The following is a 20,372-nucleotide window of genomic DNA, read 5'->3' on the forward strand; positions in this document are numbered from 1 at the left end:
GTCCATCTGCAGGGCGGAGATGCCCTCAGCGGTACCGGCCACCTTGAAGTCCATGTCGCCCAGGTGGTCTTCGTCACCCAGGATGTCGGACAGGACCACGAAGCGCTCGCCTTCCTTGACCAGGCCCATCGCGATACCCGCGACCGGCGACTTCACCGGCACGCCGGCGTCCATCAGGGCCAGCGAGGAACCGCAGACCGACGCCATCGACGAGGAACCGTTCGACTCGGTGATCTCCGACACGACGCGGATGGTGTACGGGAAGGCTTCCAGGGACGGCATCACTGCCAGCACGCCGCGCTTGGCGAGGCGGCCGTGGCCGATTTCGCGACGCTTCGGGCCCATCATGCGGCCGGTCTCACCCACCGAGTAGGGGGGGAAGTTGTAATGGAACAGGAAGTTGTCCTTGTACTCGCCGGACACGGCGTCGATCACCTGGCCGTCGCGGGCGGTACCCAGCGTGATGGTCACGATGGCCTGGGTCTCACCACGGGTGAACAGCGACGAGCCGTGCACGCGCGGCAGGATGCCGGTCTTGACCGCGATCGGGCGGACGGTGTCCAGTGCGCGGCCGTCGATGCGGACCTTGGTGTCCAGCACCGAGTTGCGCATCGTGCTGTATTCCAGCTCGCCGAATTCCTTGGACAGTTCAGCCGGGTTCCAGCCTTCAGCAGAAACACGGCCCGCCAGTGATTCGATCACGTCCTTCTTGATCGCCGCGATGGCGTCGCGGCGCTGCAGCTTGTCGCGCACCTGGAAGGCTTCGCCCAGACGCGGGCCGATGGCTTCCTGCAGGGCGCTGATCAGCACGTCGTTCTTGGCCGGGGCGACCCAGGTCGACGGCTTGGTGCCGGCTTCCACGGTCAGCTCGTTGATGGCGTTGATGACCTTCTGCATCTCGCGGTGACCGAAGGTCACAGCGCCCAGCATCACGTCTTCGGAGAGCAGCGCGGCTTCGGATTCGACCATCAGCACGGCGTTGGCGGTACCGGCCACAACCAGTTCCAGCTCCGAATCCTTCAGCTCGGTCACGGTCGGGTTGAGGATGTACTCGCCGTTCCTGTAACCGACCTTGGCAGCGGCGATCGGGCCCTTGAACGGGGTACCGGCCAGCGACAGCGCCGCCGAGGCACCGATCAGCGCGGGAATGTCGCCGTCGATGTCCGGGTTCAACGACATGACCGTGGCGATGATCTGCACTTCGTTCTTGTAGTCTTCCGGGAACAGCGGACGGATCGGACGATCGATCAGGCGCGAGATCAGCGTTTCCTTCTCGGTCGCGCGGCCTTCGCGCTTGAAGAAGCCACCCGGGATACGGCCACCGGCGTAGAACTTCTCCTGGTAATCACAGGTCAGCGGGAAGAAGTCCTGGCCCTCACGTGCGCTCTTGGCGGCGACGGCGGAGACCAGCAGCACGGTGTCGTCGAACTTGACGATGACGGCGCCACCGGCCTGACGGGCGATTTCGCCGGTTTCAAGCGTGACGGTGTGCTTGCCGTACTGGAAGGTTTTGGTGATTTTTGCCACGGGGGATGTCCTTGGGGAAATGCTGTCTTCGAATGGACCGCGGGCGACCCTTGCCGCCGACGGGTGACCGGAAGTCCGGTCCTGGCGATTGATGCGGTACTACCAAAACAAAACCGCGGCGCATTCCTGCGCCGCGGTCGGGATTCCTGCTTAGCGACGCAGGCCGAGCTTTTCGATCAGGGCCTTGTAACGTACGGCGTCTTTCTTCTTCAGGTAGTCCAGCAGGCTGCGGCGGCGGTTGACCATCTGCAGCAGGCCGCGGCGGCTGTGGTGATCCTTCTTGTGGGTCTTGAAGTGACCGGTCAGCAACTCGATACGCGCGGTCAGCAGGGCGACCTGCACTTCCGGGGAGCCGGTATCGGCAGCGCTGCGCTTGTTGTCTTCAATGACCTTCTGGGTGTCGATCGACATGTCTGTTTTCTCTTGGATGCGTGGCCCGCAGAAACGCCCCATTGGCGTACCGCGCGACTCGCCGTTAACGAAAGGATGAACCCGCAGACGCGGGAAAGCCTGAAAAGGCCGCGAAATTGTAACGGCCGCAGCCTCCCGGAACAAGCGCCGGGTGGGTACGGGTCAGAGGTTGAAGCGGCGCTGCGGGGACAGCCGACCAGTCTGGTCGACCTCGCCAAGCCCCTGGATACGGGCGTCGGGGCCGTACACAGCCACGGTGCCGGGCGGCCAGGCCGGGTCGCGCAGGCGCTGGCCCACGCAGAACCGAGGCGCCTGTTCAGCATCCAGATCGACACGCGGGTAGTCGACCAACCCGGCCGCCAGCGGCAGCAGCAGCGCCTCCATGGCCGGCTCGTCGCCCTGCTCCGCCAGGGCGCGCAGGGTATCCAGGGTGACCATGGGGGCGGCGCGGAACGGGTCCACCCACAGCCGGCGCAGGCCAGCGATGTGCGCGCCGCAGCCCAGGGCTTCGCCCAGGTCGCGGGCCAGGCTGCGGATGTAGGTGCCTGAACCGCAGGTCACGCGCAGCGACAGCCGGGTCGGCTGCTGATCCAGAACCTCGATGGAATGAACCTCGACATCGCGTTCGGGCGCGTCGATGGTCTCTCCGCGGCGCGCCTTCAGGTACAGCGGTTCCCCGCCCTGCTTGAGCGCGGAAAAAATCGGGGCGCGCTGTCGTATGTGGCCGTTCAGCGGCCTCAGCGCCGCCTCGAGCTGGTTGCGGCTGATCGCGGGCACGGGGCGTTCCAGCAGCACGCTGCCGTCGGAATCGTCGCTATCGGTGGTCTGGCCGAGGACGACGTCGGCGTCGTAGGCCTTGGCCGAACCCAGCAGCAGGCCGGCGATCTTGGTGGCTTCGCCGAAGCACAGCGGCAGCAGGCCGGTGGCCAACGGGTCCAGGCTGCCGGTGTGGCCACCCTTCTCGGCGCGGTACAGTCGGCGGGCCACCTGCAGCGCGGCGTTGGAGCTCATGCCGGTGGGCTTGTCGAGCAGGAGAATGCCGTCCAGGCGACGGAAGGTGATTCGGGTCATGGTGTTTCGCCGGGATTGGTCGTGCAGGCACGGGTGCCGTGCCATACAGGACAACAGCCCTTTCGGGCTGTTGGTCTATTCGGGTTTGTCTTCGCCGTCTTTGGCGTTGCGGCTCTTTTCAGCCGCGAGCGTGTCCGGCAGGTCGCGCAGGAGATTGTCGATGTGCTCACCACGATCGACCGAATCGTCGTAGTGGAAGTGCAGCTCCGGCACGTGGCGCAACTTCATGGCCTTGGCCAGGTCCATGCGCAGCTCCCAGGCAAGCTCTTTGAGTCCCTTCATCGCTTCGGCCGCACGCTCCGGCATCAACGCGGTGACGAAGATCTTGGCGTGGGCCATGTCACGGGTGATTTCGACGTCGGAAACGCTCACCGAGGGCAAGCCGTGTACACGCACGAGGTTATGCACGAGCGTACCCAGCTCACGGCGGATCTGGGCGGAAACACGGTCGGTTCGATGGAAGGTTTTCGGCACGAGGAGCTCTTCAGTGTTCGGGTGGACGGGTCACGACCAACGGTCGTGACCTACCGGGGGGTTCCGGACCCGCAGGCAGGGCTCCGGAATCCTGGCAGGGCCCAACCGCTGGCCGGGCCCTCTTTTACATTACAGGGTGCGCGGCACTTCGATACGCTCGAAGCACTCGATCTGGTCGCCCGGCTTCACATCGTTGTAAGCCTTCACGCCGATACCGCATTCGGTACCGTTGCGGACTTCGTCGACATTTTCCTTGAAGCGGCGCAGCGACTCCAGCTCGCCTTCGAACACCACCACGCTGTCGCGCAGGACGCGGATCGGCTTGCTGCGCTTGACCGTGCCCTCGATGACCATACAGCCGGCCACGGCACCGAACTTGGAGCTGCGGAACACATCGCGGACCTGGGCGATACCGATGATCTCTTCGCGGATTTCCACGCCGAGCAAGCCGGATGCCACCTGCTTCACCTGATCGATCACGTCATAGATGATCGAGAAGTAACGCAGGTCCACGCCGTTGGATTCAATGATGCGGCGGGCCGAAGCATCCGCACGTACGTTGAAGCCGATCACAGTGGCCTTGGAGGCAACGGCCGAGTTGGCATCCGATTCGGTGATGCCGCCCACGCCGGAGTGGATCACGTTGATGCGGATGTCATCGTTGGACAGCGCGACCAGTGCCTGGCTCAGCGCCTGCACCGAACCCTGCACGTCGGCCTTGATCACCAGGTTCAGCACCTGCTGGCCATCGCCCTTGCCCAGGGTTGCCATGATGTCCTCCATGCGGCTGCCGGCAGACTGCACCAGGCGCGATTCACGGCGCTTGGTTTCGCGCTGCTGCGCGACGTCCTTGGCCAGGCGCTCGTCCTCGACCACGACGAAGTCATCGCCTGCATCCGGCACGCCGGACAGACCCAGCACCTGCACCGGGATGGACGGGCCAGCCTGGTCGGGCTGCTTGCCGGTCTCATCGAACAGCGCACGCACACGGCCGTACTGGATACCGCAGACCAGGTAGTCGCCCTTCTTCAGCGAACCCTGCTGCACCAGCACGGTAGCGATCGGGCCACGGCCCTTGTCCAGCGAGGACTCGATGACCACGCCGCTGGCGCGGCCATCGGCCACGGCCTTCAGTTCCAGCAGTTCGGCCTGGATCGAGATCGCATCGAGCAGGTCGTCGATACCGAGACCGGCCTTGGCCGAGATCTCCACCATCTGCACGTCGCCGCCGAAGTCTTCGGACACGACCTGCTCGGTGAGCAGTTCGTTCTTGACGCGCATCGGGTCGGCACCGGACTTGTCGATCTTGTTGATCGCCACGATCAGCGGCACACCGGCGGAGCGGGCGTGCTGGATTGCTTCCTTGGTCTGCGGCATGACGCCATCGTCGGCCGCCACGACCAACACCACGATGTCGGTCAGCTTGGCACCGCGCGCGCGCATCGAGGTGAACGCGGCGTGGCCCGGGGTGTCCAGGAAGCTGATGACGCCCTTCGGCGTTTCAACGTGGTACGCACCGATGTGCTGGGTGATGCCGCCGGCTTCACCGGTGGCGACCTTGGTGCGGCGGATGTAATCCAGCAGCGAGGTCTTGCCGTGGTCGACGTGGCCCATGATGGTGACCACCGGCGGACGCGCAACCGCTTCGCCCTGTTCGGTATCGTTCAACGCCAGCAGCGCGTCTTCGGCGTCGTTGGTGTTGGCACGGGTCACGTTGTGACCGAGCTCTTCGGTGACAAGCGCAGCGGTATCGTGGTCGATGGTCTGGGTGATGGTGGCCATCACGCCCATCTTGAACAATGCCTTGACCACATCGCCGCCCTTCAGGGCCAGCTTCTGCGCCAGGTCGGCCACGGTGATGGTGTCGCCGATGGTGACATCACGCACGATCGGTGCGACCGGCCGTTCGAAACCATGGGCGCCACCGCCGCTGCGCGACTGGTTGCTGTCGCGGCGACCGCCGTGCTGCGCGCGGCCGGTGGGGCGACCACGCGAATTGCTGTTGTTGCCACGGCGCGCGCGATCGGCGGCCGACAGATGCAGCTGACCGGCGAAACGGTTGCCACCATCGTCGTCGCGCTTGGCGCCCGGACGGTTGTTGTTCGAGTTGCGGTCGTCCGCACGCGCAGCCGGACGCGCCGGTGCCGGCGCGGACGGGCGCGCGGCCCGGGCCGGCGCTTCGCTGGCAGCCTGTCGCGGCGGCGCTACCGGTGCCGGCGGGGCGTTCCTTGCCGCTTCAGCAGCGGCTTCGGCCGCCTTGCGCTCGGCTTCGGCGCGCTCCTTGGCATCGATCTCTTCCTGGCGCTTGCGTGCGATTTCCTCATCGCGCGCGCGGTCCTTCTCGGCCAGTGCGCGCTGCTCGTCCAGATTGCGCTGGCGGGATTCCTCCAGCTTGCGCAGGATGTCGGCGCGCTCCTCATCCGGCGTCATCGCCTTGCCACTGGCGTCCTTGGTGTAGGTGCGCTTCTGGCGCACTTCAACATTGACGGTGGTCTTGCTGCGGCCGGCGCTGACGGTCACTTCCTGCAACTTGCGACGGTTGAGGGTGATCTTCTTCGCAGCTTCGTCGGCACTTTCGACGGGCTGCTCGGTCTTGCCATGCGAACGGCGAAGGAAGCCCAGGAGCTTCACCTTCTCGGTGCTGGTCACGACCTGGTCGGGACCACTGAACTTCATGCCGGCTTCGGCAAGCTGTTCAAGCAGTTTTTCGACCGGCGTATTGACCAGTTCGGCAAGCTTGCGGATGGTGGTTTGCTGCGACATTCGGATCCTATGATCTGGTTGGCGCTCCTCCGAAACGGGCGAAGGCAGCGCGGAGTCTAAGCCCTGATCGGGTCAGGGCACTGTTCATCGCTGGCTCATTCGCCGCGCTCCAGGCGGGCGATCTCCTCGGCTCGGGCGGCAAGGATCAGGGCGGCGGCGCGCTCCTGGTCCATGTCCTCGATACCGAACTCGAGGATCTCATCGGCGGCCAGGTCCGACAGGTCCTCACTCGTACGCACGCCATGGCCGGCCAGGGCGTAGGCGGTAGCCTCGTCCATGCCTTCCAGAGCGAGCAGGTCTTCGGACGGCGAACCGTCTTCCAGACCCTCTTCCACCGCGAGCGCTTCATTGAGCAGCGCATCGCGGGCACGGGCACGCAGCTCTTCGACGATGTCTTCGTCGAAGCCTTCCACGGCCAGCAGTTCGCCGACCGGGACGTAGGCGATTTCTTCCACGGTGTTGAAGCCTTCGGTCACCAGGATGGCGGCGATTTCCTCATCCACTTCCAGCTTGTCCATGAACAGCTGGCGGGCAACGCCCTGCTCTGCCTCGGACTTGGCGGTCACCTGGTCCTGGGTCATCACATTGAGCTGCCAACCGGTCAGGCGGCTGGCCAGGCGCACGTTCTGGCCGCCCTTGCCGATCGCCTGGGCCAGGCGCTCTTCAGCGACGGCCAGGTCCATGGAGTGCTTGTCCTCATCGACGATGATGGACTGCACTTCCGCCGGCGCCATCGCATTGATGACGAAGTTGGCGGGGTTGTCATTCCACAGCACGATATCCACGCGCTCGCCATTGAGCTCGTTGGACACCGCCTGCACGCGCGAACCGCGCATGCCGATGCAGGCGCCGATCGGATCGGTGCGCGCGTCGTGGGCGAGCACGGCGATCTTGGCGCGGTCGCCCGGGTCGCGTGCACAGGCCTTGATCTCGACCAGGCCCTGGCCCACTTCCGGTACTTCAAGCTTGAACAGCTCGATCATGAATTCCGGCGCCGCGCGGCTGATGAACAGCTGCGGGCCACGCGGTTCCGAGCGGACTTCGGCCAGGTAACCGCGCACGCGGTCGCCAGCGCGCAGCACGTCGCGCGGAATGCCCTTGTCCTTCGGGATGAAGGCCTCGGCGTTGCCGCCCAGGTCCACGTAGATGTTGCCGCGCTCGGCACGCTTGACCACACCGGTGACCAGTTCGCCCACGCGGTCCTTCCACGCATCGACCACCTGCTGGCGTTCGGCTTCGCGCACGCGCTGGACGATCACCTGCTTGGCGGCCTGGGCCGCGATGCGGCCGAAATCCGGATTTTCGATCTGCTCTTCGATGTAATCGCCCACTTCCACGCCTTCGGCTTCGTCGATGGCGTCCATCAGGCGAATCTGGCGGTCCGGCGATTCCATTACCACGTCATCGGCCACCACTTCCCAGCGGCGGAAGGTTTCATAGGTGCCGTCCTTGTGGTCGATCGACACGCGCGCCAGCACTTCCTCGTCGGGATAGCGCTTCTTCGCGGCCGACGCCAGTGCTGCTTCGATCGCGTCGAAGATCACTTCACGCGGAACGCCTTTTTCATTGGCGACCGCGTCCACTACCAGCAAAAGTTCCTTGCTCATTGTTGGCTCACTCCGCGCGCGGCTTCTTGGCCGCCGGCTCGTTGGATGGTTTCTTGTTCGCCTTGCCACCCTGCTTGGGTGCCGGGCCAGTCGGTTTGGTCGGAGCCAGGCCAAGGGCGGCCCAGTCCGGCATGATGCGTGCCTTCTCGATATTCTCGACGTCGGCGGTAAACGGTGAATTGTCGACCTTGAAGGTGACCGTATTCTGCTCGGCATCAACGCCGAGGATTTCGCCCTGCAGACGGCGGCGACCGTCCTGCGGCAGCTTGAGGGTGACCTTGGCCGACTCGCCCACCGCACGTTCGAAATGGTCGAAGGTGAACAGCGGACGATCCACGCCGGGCGAGGACACTTCCAGCGTGTAGTTGGCGCTGATCGGGTCTTCCACGTCCAGCTGGGCCGACACTTCGCGGCTCACGCGTTCGCAGTCGTCGATGTTCACCACGCGCTCCGGCTGTTCCGCCAGCGGCACGTCGATATACAGGCGCAGCGTGGCGCCACCCGGGGCGGTCAGATATTCCACACCCAGCAGCTCGAGACCCAGCGACTGAACGGTGGGGGCGAGCAGATTCGCGATTTCGGTTGCCTTGTCGCTCACAGTCGGCCTTGATTCCTTGAAAGAGGTGCTGCCCCGGCGTGCGGCCTGGGGCCCGGAAACAACAAAGGGCCCGCTGGGCCCCATGTCCGGTACAACTCCGGTCGTGCTGGATGGCCAGCCTTCCGGGGGGTCACGACTACCTGATGGGGAGTCGCACGGCCCGGAAGCCGGTCGCGGGACGGTCCACATTCCGGGGAATGGGTCCAGTCAGGTAGTCCGCTAAGCCGTGGATGATAGCGGTTGCACCGCGCTGGTGCAACGGGCGGGACGTCAAACGACGTGATCGACCGCTCCATTCAGCTTTTTAAACACCTGCGGTCGCCCGCAACGAAAAAAGCGACCCCGTTGCCGGAATCGCTTTTTCGTCTACTGCATCTGCACTGCAGATTTTCTGTGGTAGCGGGGGCAGGATTTGAACCTGCGACCTTCGGGTTATGAGCCCGACGAGCTGCCAGACTGCTCCACCCCGCAGCAGAAGCGGAATTATAGAGGCAACATACAACCTGCGCAACCCCTCCGCCATCGGTAGAGCCTGGCGATGCAGGGCTATCCGCAAACTGCATCGAGCGCATCGTCAAATAAGCTGCAGCTGCCGCCGCGTATCGAGCCCCCCAGCCCTGCGATGCATCTCTGTATTTCGAATGGCAGACGCCGCCCGCCGGATTCCCGTCTGGGGCAGGAAAACCTGCGCCAGTCTCGGCGTGGTCAACTTTGCACCGGCATCCCAGCCACGGAAGGTCTGTTCAGGGTAGGCGAATGTCCGGACTCCGAAATCATCGGCCACCACCTGCGCAACGGATGCCCTGTCCCCGGCCGCGCCAAAACAAACGTTCAGTTCGATGTAGTCCACCGGCGCTTTTCCGCTCCCCGCCGCCTTCAAGTGTTGGACCAGCTGCCACCCGTCCAGTGAGTTCGCGCCCCAACGCACTTCATAAGGACTGCCGTGGCCCATGATCGACATGCTGACGCCACCGTGGGCAGTGCGTCGCCGGATGATCACCTCGCCTCGCATGCCCCACCCCATTGCAATCTTTACCGGCAGCCTGGACTTCACTGGCGATGCCGCCACCTGTCGCGCCGCATACGCGCGCGCACCGATGGCCAATCCCGCTGCCAGCACCAGTCCACCCGCTACCGCACCAAAAAGGATTGCGCCCTTGCGGTCGCCAGACAGTCCTTTCGACAGCGCCACGCCCCCCATGGCCAGTACGCCCAAGCCCGCGAGCGCCGCGACCGGAGCCAGGAAATGTCCGTCTGGATCCGCATGGTTGATCGGGTCGCCGCTGCAGTACGCATACGCGTTGATGCCTCCCCGCCCAAACGGACTCATGCTGTCCGGGCTGTGGAAGCGCCTCAACGCCGGGTTGTAGACGCGATACCCGTTGCCCAGGATCTGCCAGGGCGCATGCGGCTCGTGCAGTTCTCCGTTGTAGCCCAGCCGATTCAAACGCTCCATGGCTCACCTTCTTCCTGCTCTTGGCCTGCGCTGCGCGCGATGTGTCTGCGATTGCCGATTCAGCGCGGTGTTGCGAATCGCCGTGGATAAGCGTGCGGGACCGGGCTGAGGATGGAACACCACCGCTTCATAGATCCCTATCGGCTTTCGTCGGAAGTCGTTGACCACGACGTCGCCCCGAAAGCCGGTGAATGGCCGGTCGAAGAAGTCTGCAAGCACCTGCGCTTGGGGGGCCGGGCCATCTGCCGATCCGCAGGACAGGAATGTGACAGGCTTTTTCCCTATTCCCTTGGCCTGGAGGAGTTCAGCCATCTGCGTTCCGTCCAGGGCGTTTCCGCTCACATCGGATCTGTTCGCCGCCCCGTGTACGTCAACGATATCCCTGCGGCGCCCCTTGATTATCCGCACCGCGCCCGGTTTCAGAGGCGAGTGCCGCATATCGAAGCGGTGAACACCCGCACCCGCGAACGCGGCCAGAACAAGTGCTCCACCAATGGCCGCGAAAAGACCCGCAGCCTTTCTGTCCCCGGCTATTCCGCTTGCAGCCGCAGTGGCAAGCATTGCCACTGCCCCCATCCCCAACAGCCCCGAAATGGCCGTGTAGAAGTGTCCATTCGGATCTGCGTTGTTTACAGGGTCGCCTCCGCAGTACGTGTAGGCGTTGATGCCACCGGCGCCAAACGGGCTCATGTTGTCGGGACCATAGAAGCGCCTCAAGTGCGCGCTGTAGACACGGTACCCGTTGCCCAGCATCTGCCAGGGGGCGTGCGCTTCATGGAGTTCTCCGTTGTAACCAAACCCATTCAGGCGCGCCATGGTTCACCTTTCGGCCGACCTTGGCTGGCGCTGCGCGCTACGCCAATGTGATCTCCGATGCAGGGCCGTGTTCCGTATTGCCGTGGCTGCCCTGGCAAGACCTGCCTGGGGATGAAAGACGATGGCGCGATAAGCGCCCATGGGCCTGTTCGTGAATTTGTTGACTCTGACAGGCCCCAGAAACCCGATCACAGGTTGCTCGATTCCGTTGGCCACCACTTGCGCCTGTGAGGCGGGTCCACTTCCTGAATTGCACGACAGGTACACCAGCGGCTTGTCATCCAGCCCTTCCCAACGGAGCAGCGCGGTCATTTCCGTACCATCCATGGGCTGGTTTCCGACGAGAGATCCGTCTGATCGGCCATGCACGTCCAGGATGTTTTTCCTGCGTCCCCGATGGATGCGTACCTCGCCCATCCTGAGTCGCGAATGCCTTACGGTAAAACCATGAATGCCACCAGCAAGTATCGCCACCGCGCTGAGGACGCCGCCAAGCAGGGCCAGGAATTCCGCGCTCTTCCTTTCCCCCAGCAGCCCCGTAACGGCGGAGGCGCCGAACGATGCCACTGCTCCAGCGCCGAACAGGGCCGCCATCGGCAGCAGAAAGTGTCCACTGGGGTCGATATGGTTGGCCGGATCACCCTTGCAGTACGTATAAGGGTTGATTCCCCCTTCGCCAAACGGGCTCATGCTGTCAGGGCTGTGGAAGCGCATCAGGATCGCGCTGTAGCTTCGGTACCCGTTTCCGAGCAACTGTACGGATCCACCGACTTCATGAAGCTCACCGTTGTACCCCATAGACGTCCACATGGTCGCGTCCCCTTCCATCGGGTTCCGGTTGTTGATCCTGCGGGTTCAGCGCGGAGTGATCTCATGGGTCTACTTGAAGCCGCTGACGCCTGGAGTGTCTACGCGGGTGCAGGCGCCGATTCATCTTCTCGTTGCGAATGCGGGAGGCTTCTTTTGCAGCGCCGGTCTGCGGTGTGAACACGACTGCTGTGGATTGTGCGGTCAACTCCCGCAACCCCGGTCTGCCAGCTGTTGTTCCGAGGTATGAGGTCACCTCAACGCCCAATGTATCGGCTACCACCTGGCCCTGTGACGCATTACCGCCGAACCCACCGTAGCAGGACTGCAGGACGACCGGCTTAGGCTTGAGCCCGCCGCTTCCGGCCGACTTGATCGCGTTGGCGAGTTCTACGCCATTCATCGGCGTCTTCCCCCAGCCGCTGACAAACTTGTTCCCGTGCACACGCACTACGTCCAACTCAGCGCCGCGCCAGATATTCACCCCACCTCGTCCAAGACTGTTGCTGATCCGTACTCCCCGGCGGGAGGGGCGAACTGCATATTCGCCAGCAGCAACCAACGCCCCCATGAGCAGAGCGCCACCCACCGCCAAAAGAATGGTTGCCGCTTCCTTTTTCCCGGACAAGGCAGTGGCACCTGCTGCACCGAGCACGCCCAGTGATCCAAGTCCAAGCAGTGCGGCCACCGGGAGGAGAAAGTGACCGCTGGGATCAACGTTGTTGATGGGGTCACACCCACAGTACGCGTATGGGTTGATCCCTCCTTCGCCGAAGGGACTCATGCTGTCGAGGCTGTGAAAGCGCCTCAGTACCGCGCTGTAGACCCGGTACCCATTGCCCAGGTACTGCCAGCTCGCTCCCGACTCATGCAGCCCGCCGTTATACCCGAGCCCGCCCCGAGCGATGGACGATGAAGGGGAGGCGTCCCGGCGCATTGCGCCAGGACGGGAACTGGAAGACGACGCGTTCATGCCAAGGAAAACCCGGTGGCGATCTCCCAGTCTGCGGACCCTCTCCGGATGTCCGCCACGCGCACCCGCTGCGATATGCGCATCCGGTCGCGCCCCATCTGGGCCGCCGTGGGCGGCGGCGGGGGCGGCACATTCGGACGGGGGGAAAGCTGCTGCGGGCGCGCGCTGACGCGCAGTGCTTCCGGTCGCGGTTGCGGCGACATCGGCGGTGCGGAGGGCGCAGGCGATCCACCCGTCGGCGGCGTGGAGACGGTGCCGGGAGCCGCCCCCGTTGCGGACGTCGGCGTCGGCGTTCGAGCGGGACTTGGGGAAGGCGGCGGGGTCGGGGCCAGGCTGGGCGCTGCGCTCGGCGTCCCCACCGATTGCGTGCTCCGGGGCAGAATCTTGCGGTGCGTCCAGGCATAGCGGCTTCCCAGAATGGTGGCGGCCCCCATCACCATAGCGCCGCCGATGGCAAACCCCCGTTGCGTATCGTTGGTGGCGGCCACCGCCAGGCCCACGGCCGCAAAAGTGCCCCCCAGTGCAACCATGACCCCCGTCACGTGCGGCGTCTTCAGCTTGAAGCCAAACAGGTTCGCGGCGAATGCCGTGATCGACCAGTGGCCACTGGGGTCGGTCAGGTTGACCGGATTGCAATGGCAATAGGCATAGGGGTTGAGCCCTCCCTTGCCGAACGGACTCAGACTGTCAGGGCTGTGGAAGCGCATCAGCACCGGGTTGTACACACGGTAGCCGTTGCCCAGGATCTGCCAGGGCGCATGCACTTCATGCAGCACACCGTTGTAGCCAAGCATCGAGGATGAGGAGGACACGGTCACCCCTGGCCTGACGGCCGTCTCTTGCGTGTGTCCCCCGACAGGTCATGAGATACGCCCGCCGCGATGAAACCCACGTGTAGAACCGGACCCCTGCCCGGCCGACCGGACGCCTCAACGAAAAAAGCGACCCCGTTGCCGGGATCGCCTTTTCGTTCCTGCCGCCGGTTTGCACCGGGGCTATTTGGTAGCGGGGGCAGGATTTGAACCTGCGACCTTCGGGTTATGAGCCCGACGAGCTGCCAGACTGCTCCACCCCGCAGCAGAAGTGGTTGAGTTGATCTGCTACCGCAACGATGTTCTGGCGAAATCGCTGCATCAACAACTCAGGAAACGAATATTACACCAATTGCGCAGTTTTGTATCGCTTTTCAGGCGAGATGCGCAAAAGCCTGCTGGCACCACACCATGATCGGGTTCCAGGCCAGGCCCAGCGCCAGCAGCGCCAGGGCATTCACGCCCAGCACCACGCCCAGCACGCGGTCGTTGTTGGCCGGCAGCGGCTCGCCCACCGGCTCATCGAAGTACATGACCTTGATGACGCGCAGGTAGTAGAAGCAACCGATCACCGCACAGATCACACCCAGGATGGCCAGCCACAGCATGCCGCCGTTGATGGCCGCGCCCAGCACCGCCAGCTTGGTCCAGAAGCCCAGGAACGGCGGGATGCCGGCCATGGATGCCATGATGCACAGGACCAGGCCTGCCATCCACGGATTGCGGGCGTTCAGGCCCTTCAGGTCGTCGATCTTCTCGGCCTCGAACCCATTCCGCGACAGCGCGATGATCGCGCCGAAGCCGGCGGTGGACATGATCGCGTAGCTCAGGGCGTAGAACAGCGCGGCGGCATAGCCACGCTCGCCGCCACCGGCGATGCCGAGCAGCAGGAAGCCGATGTGCGAGACGGTGGAGTACGCCAGCATGCGCTTGAGGTTGCTCTGCGCGATCGCCATCAGGTTGCCGACCACCAAGGACAGTGCGGCCAGGCCACCAATCAGGTACTTCCATTCGTCCGACAGCGGGCCCACGCCCACTTCCAGCAGACGGTAGGCCATGCCGAACGCGGCCAGCTTCGGGGCCGAGCTGATGAACAGCGCCACCGGTGCCGGGGCGCCCTGGTACACGTCGGGCAGCCACATGTGGAACGGGGCCGCGCCGAGCTTGAAGGCCACGCCGGCGATCATGAACACCGCGCCGGTGAGCAGCAGCATCTTTTCGTCGGAGTTCGGAATGGCCGCGTTGATGGCGTCCAGGTGCAGCGAGCCGGTGGCGCCGTAGACCAGCGACATGCCGTACAGCAGCAGGCCCGAGGCCAGTGAACCCAGCACGATGTACTTCATCGCCGCTTCCGTGGCCAGGCCGTTGTCACGGTTGCTGGCCACCAGTGCGTACGAGCACAGTGCCAGCAGTTCCAGGCCCAGGTACACCATCAGCAGGCTGCCGGCGGAAACCAGGATCATCATGCCGGAGGTGGCAAACAGGATCAGGACCGGGATTTCGCCCTGGAACAGATCGCGTTCGCGCAGGTAGCTCCAGCCGTACACCAGGGTCAGGCCGCTGCAGAGCACGATCACGGCTTTCATCACATCCGCCGCGGTGTCGCGGACGAACATGCCGTGGAAGACCTCGCCCTGCCCGCCCACGCCGGTGGCGAGCATGAACAGCACGACCGCCAGTGCGGCAACCGAGAACAGGTGGGTCCAGATCTTGTTCTGCTTGCTGATGAACAGATCGAGGATCAACAGGGTGAACGCGCTGCCGATCAGCACCAGCTCGGGCGCGAGTGGCGGCAGGTCAGCGGCGGTCAAGGGCAACAGCGGCGAGGTGGTCATCATCAAATCCTGGAATTACAGCAACTTGCTGGATGCGATCTGCATCGCCAGCTTCGCGATCGAGGGTTCCATCAGGTCGGTCAGCGGCTTGGGATACAGACCCAGCGCCAGCGTACCCACGGCGAACACACCCAACACCAGCCATTCACGGCCGTTGATGTCTTTCAGTTCGGCAACGTGGGCGTTGGCCACTTCACCGAAGAACACGCGCTTGTACAGCCACAGCGTGTAGGCAGCGGTGATGACCAGCGTGGTTGCAGCAGCCAGTGCCAGCCACGGATTACGCTGGAAGCTGGCCATGATGATCATGAACTCACCAACGAAGCCGCTGGTGCCCGGCAGGCCGGCATTGGCCATGAAGAACAACATGGCGAAGGTGGCGAACCACGGCATCACGTTGACCACGCCGCCGTAATCGGCAATGCGGCGGCTGTGCATGCGGTCGTACAGCACGCCCACGCAGGAGAACATCGCACCGGAGACGAAGCCGTGCGAGACCATCTGCACCATCGCACCCTGCAGGCCCAGGCGGGCTGCATCGGCGTTGCCGGCATCACGCACCAGCCACAGGGCAATGAAGGTGCCCAGGGTGACAAAGCCCATGTGCGCGATCGACGAATAGGCGATCAGCTTCTTCATGTCGTCCTGGACCAGGGCGACCAGGCCGACGTAGATCACCGCGATCAGCGACAGCGCGATCACCAGCCAGGCCCATTCCTGCGAGGCATCGGGGACGATCGGCAGGTTGAAGCGCAGGAAGCCGTAGCCACCGATCTTCAACGCGATGGCGGCCAGGATCACCGAACCGGCGGTCGGCGCTTCCACGTGGGCGTCAGGCAGCCAGGTGTGGACCGGGAACATCGGCACCTTGACCGCGAAGGCGATCAGGAACGCGAAGAAGATCCAGGTCTGCTCCTGGGCCGAGAGCTGCAGCTGGTACAGGTCGGCCAGCTGGAAGCTGCCGCCCTTCAGGTACAGGTAGATCAGCGCCACCAGCATCAGCACCGAGCCGAGGAAGGTGTACAGGAAGAACTTCAGCGCGGCGTAGATGCGGCGCGGGCCGCCCCAGACACCGATGATGAGGAACATCGGGATCAGCATCGCTTCGAAGAACACGTAGAACAGCATCGCGTCGGTCGCAGCAAAGATTCCCACGGTGACGCCTTCCAGGATCAGGAAGGCGGCCACGTACTGGTTGACCCGCTTGTCGATGGCGCTCCAGGCGCCGATCAGCGCCAGCACCGAAACCAGGGTGGTCAGCAGGATCAGCGCGATGGCGATGCCATCCACGCCCAGGTTGTAGCCGATGTCGTAGGCGGGGATCCAGGCGCGGGTCTCGACGAACTGCAGTGCGTCGTTGGCCACGTCGTAGCCGCTGAGCAGCGACAGGCTGATCACGAAGGTCAGTACCGCCACGCCCAGCGACGCCCAACGGGCGGTCTGTGCATCACGGATGGCAAGGATCAAGGCACCGCCGAGGATCGGCAGCCAGATGAGAACACTGAGTAGAGGCCAGTTCGACACGTCTTCTTATTCCGTACAGGTCATCAACGCAGGTAATGCATCAGGACGCCCAGGAGGGCAATCAGGCCGATGATCATCGCGAAGGCGTAGTGATAGAGGAAACCGGATTGGGTGCGACGCAGCAGGTTGGCCGCCAGATCGATCAGGCGCGCCGAACCGTTGACCACCACACCATCGACGATGTTGGTGTCGATCGCGCGCGAAACCTTGCCCAGCTTGATGCCGCCACCGGCGAAACCGCCGATCCAGAGCTTGTCGAACCCGTACTTGTTCTCCAGCACCGACACCAGCGGCGCAAAGGTCTTGCGTGCGCGGGTCGCCAGTTCCGGCTTCCACAGGTAGAACAGGACTGCCAGCAGGAAGCCTGCCAGGGTCAGCCACACGGCCGGACCCTTCATGGCATGGCCAACGAAACCAAGCGGGCCATGGAACTCTTCAGCCAGGGCACCAATGGTGTTGCGTGCCGGGTCGTAGAAATCGACCACGCCGGTGAAGAACGAATGCACCTGGCCGGGGATGCCGTGCTCGGCATGGTGGCCGGCCCAGTCGGTGCCGTACAGCATCGGACCGATGCTGAAGTAACCGATGAAGATCGACGGGATCGCCAGCAGGATCAGCGGCAGCGTCACCACCCACGGGGTTTCGTGCGGCTCATGCGGACCGTGGCCGTGGCCGTGGTCGTGGTCGTCATGGTGCGCGTCGCCATGGTGGGCATCGGCATGTGCGTCTGCGCCGTGTTGTTCGTCATGGCCGTGGCCATGGCTGTGATCATCATGCGCATCCCGGAAGCGTTCCTTGCCATGGAAGGTCAGGAACAGCAGGCGGAAACTGTAGAAGCTGGTGACGATCACGCCACCCAGCACGGCCCAGTAGCCATAGGTTGCCACCCAGCTCGAGGAGAACTCGGCGTGATGCTTGGCCGCCTCGATGATGGTGTCCTTGGAGTAGAAGCCAGAGAAGAACGGCGTGCCGACCAGGGCCAGCGTACCGATCCACATGGTGATGAAGGTGATCGGCATGTACTTGCGCAGGCCGCCCATCTTGCGCATGTCCTGCTCGTGGTGCATGGCGATGATTACCGAACCCGCGCCGAGGAACAGCAGCGCCTTGAAGAAGGCGTGGGTCATCAGGTGGAACACGGCGGCCGAGTAGGCCGACACGCCCAGCGCCACGGTCATGTAGCCCAGCTGGGACAGCGTGGAGTACGCGACGACGCGCTTGATGTCGTTCTGCACGATGCCGATCAGGCCGGTGAAGAACGCGGTGGTGGCACCGATGAACAGCACGAAGTTCAGCGCGGTCTGCGACAGCTCGAACAGCGGCGACATGCGGGTGACCATGAAGATGCCCGCGGTGACCATCGTCGCAGCATGGATCAGCGCCGAAATCGGGGTCGGGCCTTCCATCGAGTCCGGCAGCCAGACGTGCAGCGGGACCTGGGCCGACTTGCCCATGGCACCGATGAACAGGCAGATGCAGATGATGGTGGCGGTCGCCCAGATGACCGGCGCATCGGTGACCTGGATGGAGCTGCCGAACAGGCTGATCGCACCGGACCACACCTGCAGGTGCGAGTTCTGGCCGTTGACCAGCATGTCCGATGCATTGGCGAACACGGTGGCGTAGTCCAGCGATCCGAACACCCACAGCACGCCGGCGATACCCAGGATGAAGCCGAAGTCGCCCACGCGGTTGACCAGGAACGCCTTCATGTTGGCGAAGATGGCGGTCGGGCGCTTGAACCAGAATCCGATCAGCAGGTACGACACCAAGCCCACCGCTTCCCAGCCGAAGAACAGCTGCAGGAAGTTGTTGCTCATCACCAGGGTGAGCATCGAGAAGGTGAACAGCGAGATGTAGCTGAAGAACCGCTGGTAGCCCGGGTCATCCTGCATGTACCCGATGGTGTACACGTGGACCAGGAAGGACACGAAGGTCACCACGACCATCATCATCGCGGTCAGCTTGTCGATCATGAAACCGACATGCGCCGAGTACTGGCCGACTTCGAAGAAGGTGTAGACGTTCTGGTTGAACGGCTGCGCGCCGCCCCACAGCAGCTGGTAGAACACGTAGCTGGACAGCACGCAGCTGACCGCGACACCCAGGATGGTGACGGTCTGCGCGCCGATGCGCCCTACCTGACGACCGAACAGGCCAGCGATGATGCTGCCGACCAGCGGTGCAAGCACCACGGCGATCAACAGACTCTTGGAGAGAGTAATTTCCATCTACGGATCAGCCCTTCAGCGAATCGACTTCGCCGACATTGATGGTGCGGCGGGTACGGAACAGGGTTACCAGGATCGCGAGGCCGATCGCGGCCTCGGCCGCGGCCACGGTGAGGATGAAGAACACGAACAGCTGGCCGGCCGTGTCACCCATTTCGCGCGAGAACCCGACGAAGTTGATGTTCACCGACAGCAGCATCAGTTCGATGGACATCAACAGCACGATGATGTTCTTGCGGTTGAGGAAGATGCCGGCAAGGCTGATGCAGAACAGCAGCGCGCCGAGTGCCAGGATATGACCGAGGGTGATCACGGGGCAGCCTCCTCGTTGCTGGACGGCTTGGTGTTGGTGTGGACCACCGGGGTTTCCGACGCCATCTTGACCACGCGCAGGCGGTCGCGACCCTTGACCATGGTCTGTTCGGTCGGGTTCTGGGTCTTCAGGCCGGTGCGGCGACGCAGGGTCAGCATCACGGCGGCCACCACGGCCACGGTCAGGATGACGGCGGCGAACTCGAACGGCAGCAGGTATTCGGTGAACAGGCTGCGGGCGAGCCAGGTGATGTTGGAGCTGTCGGCAGCCAGCGCGGCGGCGTTGTCGGCCGGCAGCGGGTTGACCGCCCTGCCCTTCACCCCGATCAGGATCAGCATCTGCACCAGCATGGTGACCGCGACCACCAGGCCAAGCGGCAGGTAGCGGACCCAGCCTTCGCGCAGGTTGGAGGCGTCGATGTCGAGCATCATCACCACGAACAGGAACAGCACCATCACCGCGCCGACGTAGACCAGCACCAGCGCCACGCCGAGGAATTCAGCCCCGACCAGGATCCAGATGCAGGCCACGGAGAAGAAGGTCAGGATCAGGCACAGCACGGCGTAGACCGGATTGCGCACGCTGATCACCGCCGCAGCGGAAATGCCCGCCACGATGGAGAAGACCCAGAAGAAGATATTTACCCAATCCATCATTCAACCTCAGCGGAAAGCGGCATCGGCGGCGCGACGCTCGGCGATTTCGGCTTCAAGCCGATCACCGATGGCCAGCAGCTGCGGCTTGGTAACGATGTTCTCGCCACGATTCTCGAAGTGGTACTCGAGAATGTGGGTCTCGACGATCGAGTCCACCGGGCAGCTTTCTTCACAGAAGCCGCAGAAGATGCACTTGAACAGATCGATGTCGTAGCGGGTGGTACGGCGGGTGCCGTCTTCGCGCTTGGCCGAATCGATGGTGATGGCCAGCGCCGGGCAGACCGCTTCGCACAGCTTGCAGGCGATGCAGCGCTCTTCCCCGTTGGGGTAGCGGCGCAGCGCATGCAGGCCACGGAACCGCGGCGACTGCGGGAACTTCTCCATCGGGTACATCAGCGTGTACTTCGGCTTGAACGTGTACTTCAGGGTCAGCCACAGACCGCCGAGCAGCTCGAGCAGGAGCAGGCTTTTGAAGTAATGGGTAATTCGATTCATCAC

At 63.8% G+C, this 20,372-nt stretch carries 18 protein-coding genes and 2 tRNA genes; all 20 read right to left on the minus strand.

Annotation, left to right across the window (positions count from 1 at the left end):
• Positions 1 to 1,527 (minus strand): polyribonucleotide nucleotidyltransferase (gene pnp / locus ACGFZ3_RS09940; protein ID WP_392919971.1); only part of this gene is annotated, 1,527 nt, incomplete at its 3' end.
• 150 nt (positions 1,528 to 1,677) lie between these two features.
• On the minus strand, positions 1,678 to 1,938 hold the full coding sequence (rpsO, locus tag ACGFZ3_RS09945) for a 30S ribosomal protein S15 (protein ID WP_392919974.1): 261 nt from the start codon (positions 1,936 to 1,938) through the stop codon (positions 1,678 to 1,680).
• Between the two features lie 162 nt (positions 1,939 to 2,100).
• Positions 2,101 to 3,009, minus strand: a complete 909-nt coding sequence (truB, locus tag ACGFZ3_RS09950; RefSeq protein WP_392919977.1) for a tRNA pseudouridine(55) synthase TruB — start codon at positions 3,007 to 3,009, stop codon at positions 2,101 to 2,103.
• Between the two features lie 75 nt (positions 3,010 to 3,084).
• Entirely contained in the window at positions 3,085 to 3,483 is a 399-nt protein-coding gene (rbfA, locus tag ACGFZ3_RS09955; RefSeq protein ID WP_392919980.1) for a 30S ribosome-binding factor RbfA, read from the minus strand.
• A 129-nt stretch (positions 3,484 to 3,612) separates the two neighbouring features.
• Positions 3,613 to 6,246 (minus strand): translation initiation factor IF-2, encoded by a 2,634-nt coding sequence (gene infB / locus ACGFZ3_RS09960; protein WP_392919983.1) that lies wholly within the window; start codon positions 6,244 to 6,246, stop codon positions 3,613 to 3,615.
• 95 nt (positions 6,247 to 6,341) lie between these two features.
• Positions 6,342 to 7,853: a transcription termination factor NusA gene (nusA, locus tag ACGFZ3_RS09965; RefSeq protein ID WP_339448850.1), complete on the minus strand. Its 1,512-nt coding sequence runs from the start codon at positions 7,851 to 7,853 to the stop codon at positions 6,342 to 6,344.
• Positions 7,854 to 7,860: 7 nt separating this feature from the next.
• The gene (rimP, locus tag ACGFZ3_RS09970) at positions 7,861 to 8,451 is read right to left on the minus strand and encodes a ribosome maturation factor RimP (RefSeq protein ID WP_392919987.1); all 591 of its coding nucleotides are present in this window, start codon (positions 8,449 to 8,451) and stop codon (positions 7,861 to 7,863) included.
• A gap of 394 nt (positions 8,452 to 8,845) precedes the next feature.
• Positions 8,846 to 8,922: transfer RNA gene (locus tag ACGFZ3_RS09975), tRNA-Met, on the minus strand.
• 103 nt (positions 8,923 to 9,025) lie between these two features.
• Complete coding sequence (locus tag ACGFZ3_RS09980) at positions 9,026 to 9,907, minus strand: RHS repeat-associated core domain-containing protein (RefSeq protein ID WP_392919990.1); 882 nt, start codon at positions 9,905 to 9,907, stop codon at positions 9,026 to 9,028.
• A gap of 3 nt (positions 9,908 to 9,910) precedes the next feature.
• A complete protein-coding gene (locus tag ACGFZ3_RS09985; protein ID WP_392919993.1) occupies positions 9,911 to 10,723 on the minus strand; it encodes an RHS repeat-associated core domain-containing protein in 813 nt (270 codons plus the stop codon).
• A 3-nt stretch (positions 10,724 to 10,726) separates the two neighbouring features.
• Positions 10,727 to 11,533 (minus strand): RHS repeat-associated core domain-containing protein, encoded by an 807-nt coding sequence (locus ACGFZ3_RS09990; protein WP_392919996.1) that lies wholly within the window; start codon positions 11,531 to 11,533, stop codon positions 10,727 to 10,729.
• A gap of 61 nt (positions 11,534 to 11,594) precedes the next feature.
• The gene (locus ACGFZ3_RS09995; RefSeq protein ID WP_392919999.1) at positions 11,595 to 12,503 is read right to left on the minus strand and encodes an RHS repeat-associated core domain-containing protein; all 909 of its coding nucleotides are present in this window, start codon (positions 12,501 to 12,503) and stop codon (positions 11,595 to 11,597) included.
• Positions 12,500 to 13,297 (minus strand): RHS repeat-associated core domain-containing protein, encoded by a 798-nt coding sequence (locus ACGFZ3_RS10000; RefSeq protein WP_392920002.1) that lies wholly within the window; start codon positions 13,295 to 13,297, stop codon positions 12,500 to 12,502. Before ACGFZ3_RS10000 ends, ACGFZ3_RS09995 begins: the two co-directional genes overlap by 4 nt.
• A 206-nt stretch (positions 13,298 to 13,503) precedes the next feature.
• Positions 13,504 to 13,580: transfer RNA gene (locus ACGFZ3_RS10005), tRNA-Met, on the minus strand.
• A gap of 109 nt (positions 13,581 to 13,689) precedes the next feature.
• Complete coding sequence (gene nuoN, locus ACGFZ3_RS10010) at positions 13,690 to 15,150, minus strand: NADH-quinone oxidoreductase subunit NuoN (RefSeq protein ID WP_068854715.1); 1,461 nt, start codon at positions 15,148 to 15,150, stop codon at positions 13,690 to 13,692.
• 15 nt (positions 15,151 to 15,165) lie between these two features.
• The gene (locus ACGFZ3_RS10015) at positions 15,166 to 16,674 is read right to left on the minus strand and encodes an NADH-quinone oxidoreductase subunit M (protein WP_068853397.1); all 1,509 of its coding nucleotides are present in this window, start codon (positions 16,672 to 16,674) and stop codon (positions 15,166 to 15,168) included.
• Between the two features lie 23 nt (positions 16,675 to 16,697).
• Positions 16,698 to 18,905: an NADH-quinone oxidoreductase subunit L gene (gene nuoL, locus ACGFZ3_RS10020; protein ID WP_392920007.1), complete on the minus strand. Its 2,208-nt coding sequence runs from the start codon at positions 18,903 to 18,905 to the stop codon at positions 16,698 to 16,700.
• A 7-nt stretch (positions 18,906 to 18,912) separates the two neighbouring features.
• Positions 18,913 to 19,218, minus strand: a complete 306-nt coding sequence (gene nuoK, locus ACGFZ3_RS10025; protein ID WP_068853402.1) for an NADH-quinone oxidoreductase subunit NuoK — start codon at positions 19,216 to 19,218, stop codon at positions 18,913 to 18,915.
• Entirely contained in the window at positions 19,215 to 19,874 is a 660-nt protein-coding gene (locus ACGFZ3_RS10030; protein WP_176472628.1) for an NADH-quinone oxidoreductase subunit J, read from the minus strand. Before ACGFZ3_RS10030 ends, nuoK begins: the two co-directional genes overlap by 4 nt.
• A 6-nt stretch (positions 19,875 to 19,880) precedes the next feature.
• Entirely contained in the window at positions 19,881 to 20,369 is a 489-nt protein-coding gene (gene nuoI / locus ACGFZ3_RS10035) for an NADH-quinone oxidoreductase subunit NuoI (RefSeq protein ID WP_068853404.1), read from the minus strand.
• Positions 20,370 to 20,372 lie beyond the last annotated feature (3 nt).

This window comes from Stenotrophomonas sp. NPDC047960 (assembly GCF_043204395.1).
GTDB lineage: Bacteria > Pseudomonadota > Gammaproteobacteria > Xanthomonadales > Xanthomonadaceae > Stenotrophomonas.

Excerpts from the sequence above, each read along its gene's own strand:
- rpsO (WP_392919974.1), bottom strand. The coding sequence starts at position 1,938 with ATGTCGATCGACACCCAGAAGGTCATTGAAGACAACAAGCGCAGCGCT.
- truB (WP_392919977.1), bottom strand. The coding sequence starts at position 3,009 with ATGACCCGAATCACCTTCCGTCGCCTGGACGGCATTCTCCTGCTCGAC.
- infB (WP_392919983.1), bottom strand. The coding sequence starts at position 6,246 with ATGTCGCAGCAAACCACCATCCGCAAGCTTGCCGAACTGGTCAATACG.
- nusA (WP_339448850.1), bottom strand. The coding sequence starts at position 7,853 with ATGAGCAAGGAACTTTTGCTGGTAGTGGACGCGGTCGCCAATGAAAAA.
- ACGFZ3_RS09980 (WP_392919990.1), bottom strand. The coding sequence starts at position 9,907 with ATGGAGCGTTTGAATCGGCTGGGCTACAACGGAGAACTGCACGAGCCG.
- ACGFZ3_RS09985 (WP_392919993.1), bottom strand. The coding sequence starts at position 10,723 with ATGGCGCGCCTGAATGGGTTTGGTTACAACGGAGAACTCCATGAAGCG.
- ACGFZ3_RS09990 (WP_392919996.1), bottom strand. The coding sequence starts at position 11,533 with ATGTGGACGTCTATGGGGTACAACGGTGAGCTTCATGAAGTCGGTGGA.
- ACGFZ3_RS09995 (WP_392919999.1), bottom strand. The coding sequence starts at position 12,503 with ATGAACGCGTCGTCTTCCAGTTCCCGTCCTGGCGCAATGCGCCGGGAC.
- ACGFZ3_RS10000 (WP_392920002.1), bottom strand. The coding sequence starts at position 13,297 with ATGCTTGGCTACAACGGTGTGCTGCATGAAGTGCATGCGCCCTGGCAG.
- nuoN (WP_068854715.1), bottom strand. The coding sequence starts at position 15,150 with ATGACCACCTCGCCGCTGTTGCCCTTGACCGCCGCTGACCTGCCGCCA.
- nuoL (WP_392920007.1), bottom strand. The coding sequence starts at position 18,905 with ATGGAAATTACTCTCTCCAAGAGTCTGTTGATCGCCGTGGTGCTTGCA.
- ACGFZ3_RS10030 (WP_176472628.1), bottom strand. The coding sequence starts at position 19,874 with ATGATGGATTGGGTAAATATCTTCTTCTGGGTCTTCTCCATCGTGGCG.
- nuoI (WP_068853404.1), bottom strand. The coding sequence starts at position 20,369 with ATGAATCGAATTACCCATTACTTCAAAAGCCTGCTCCTGCTCGAGCTG.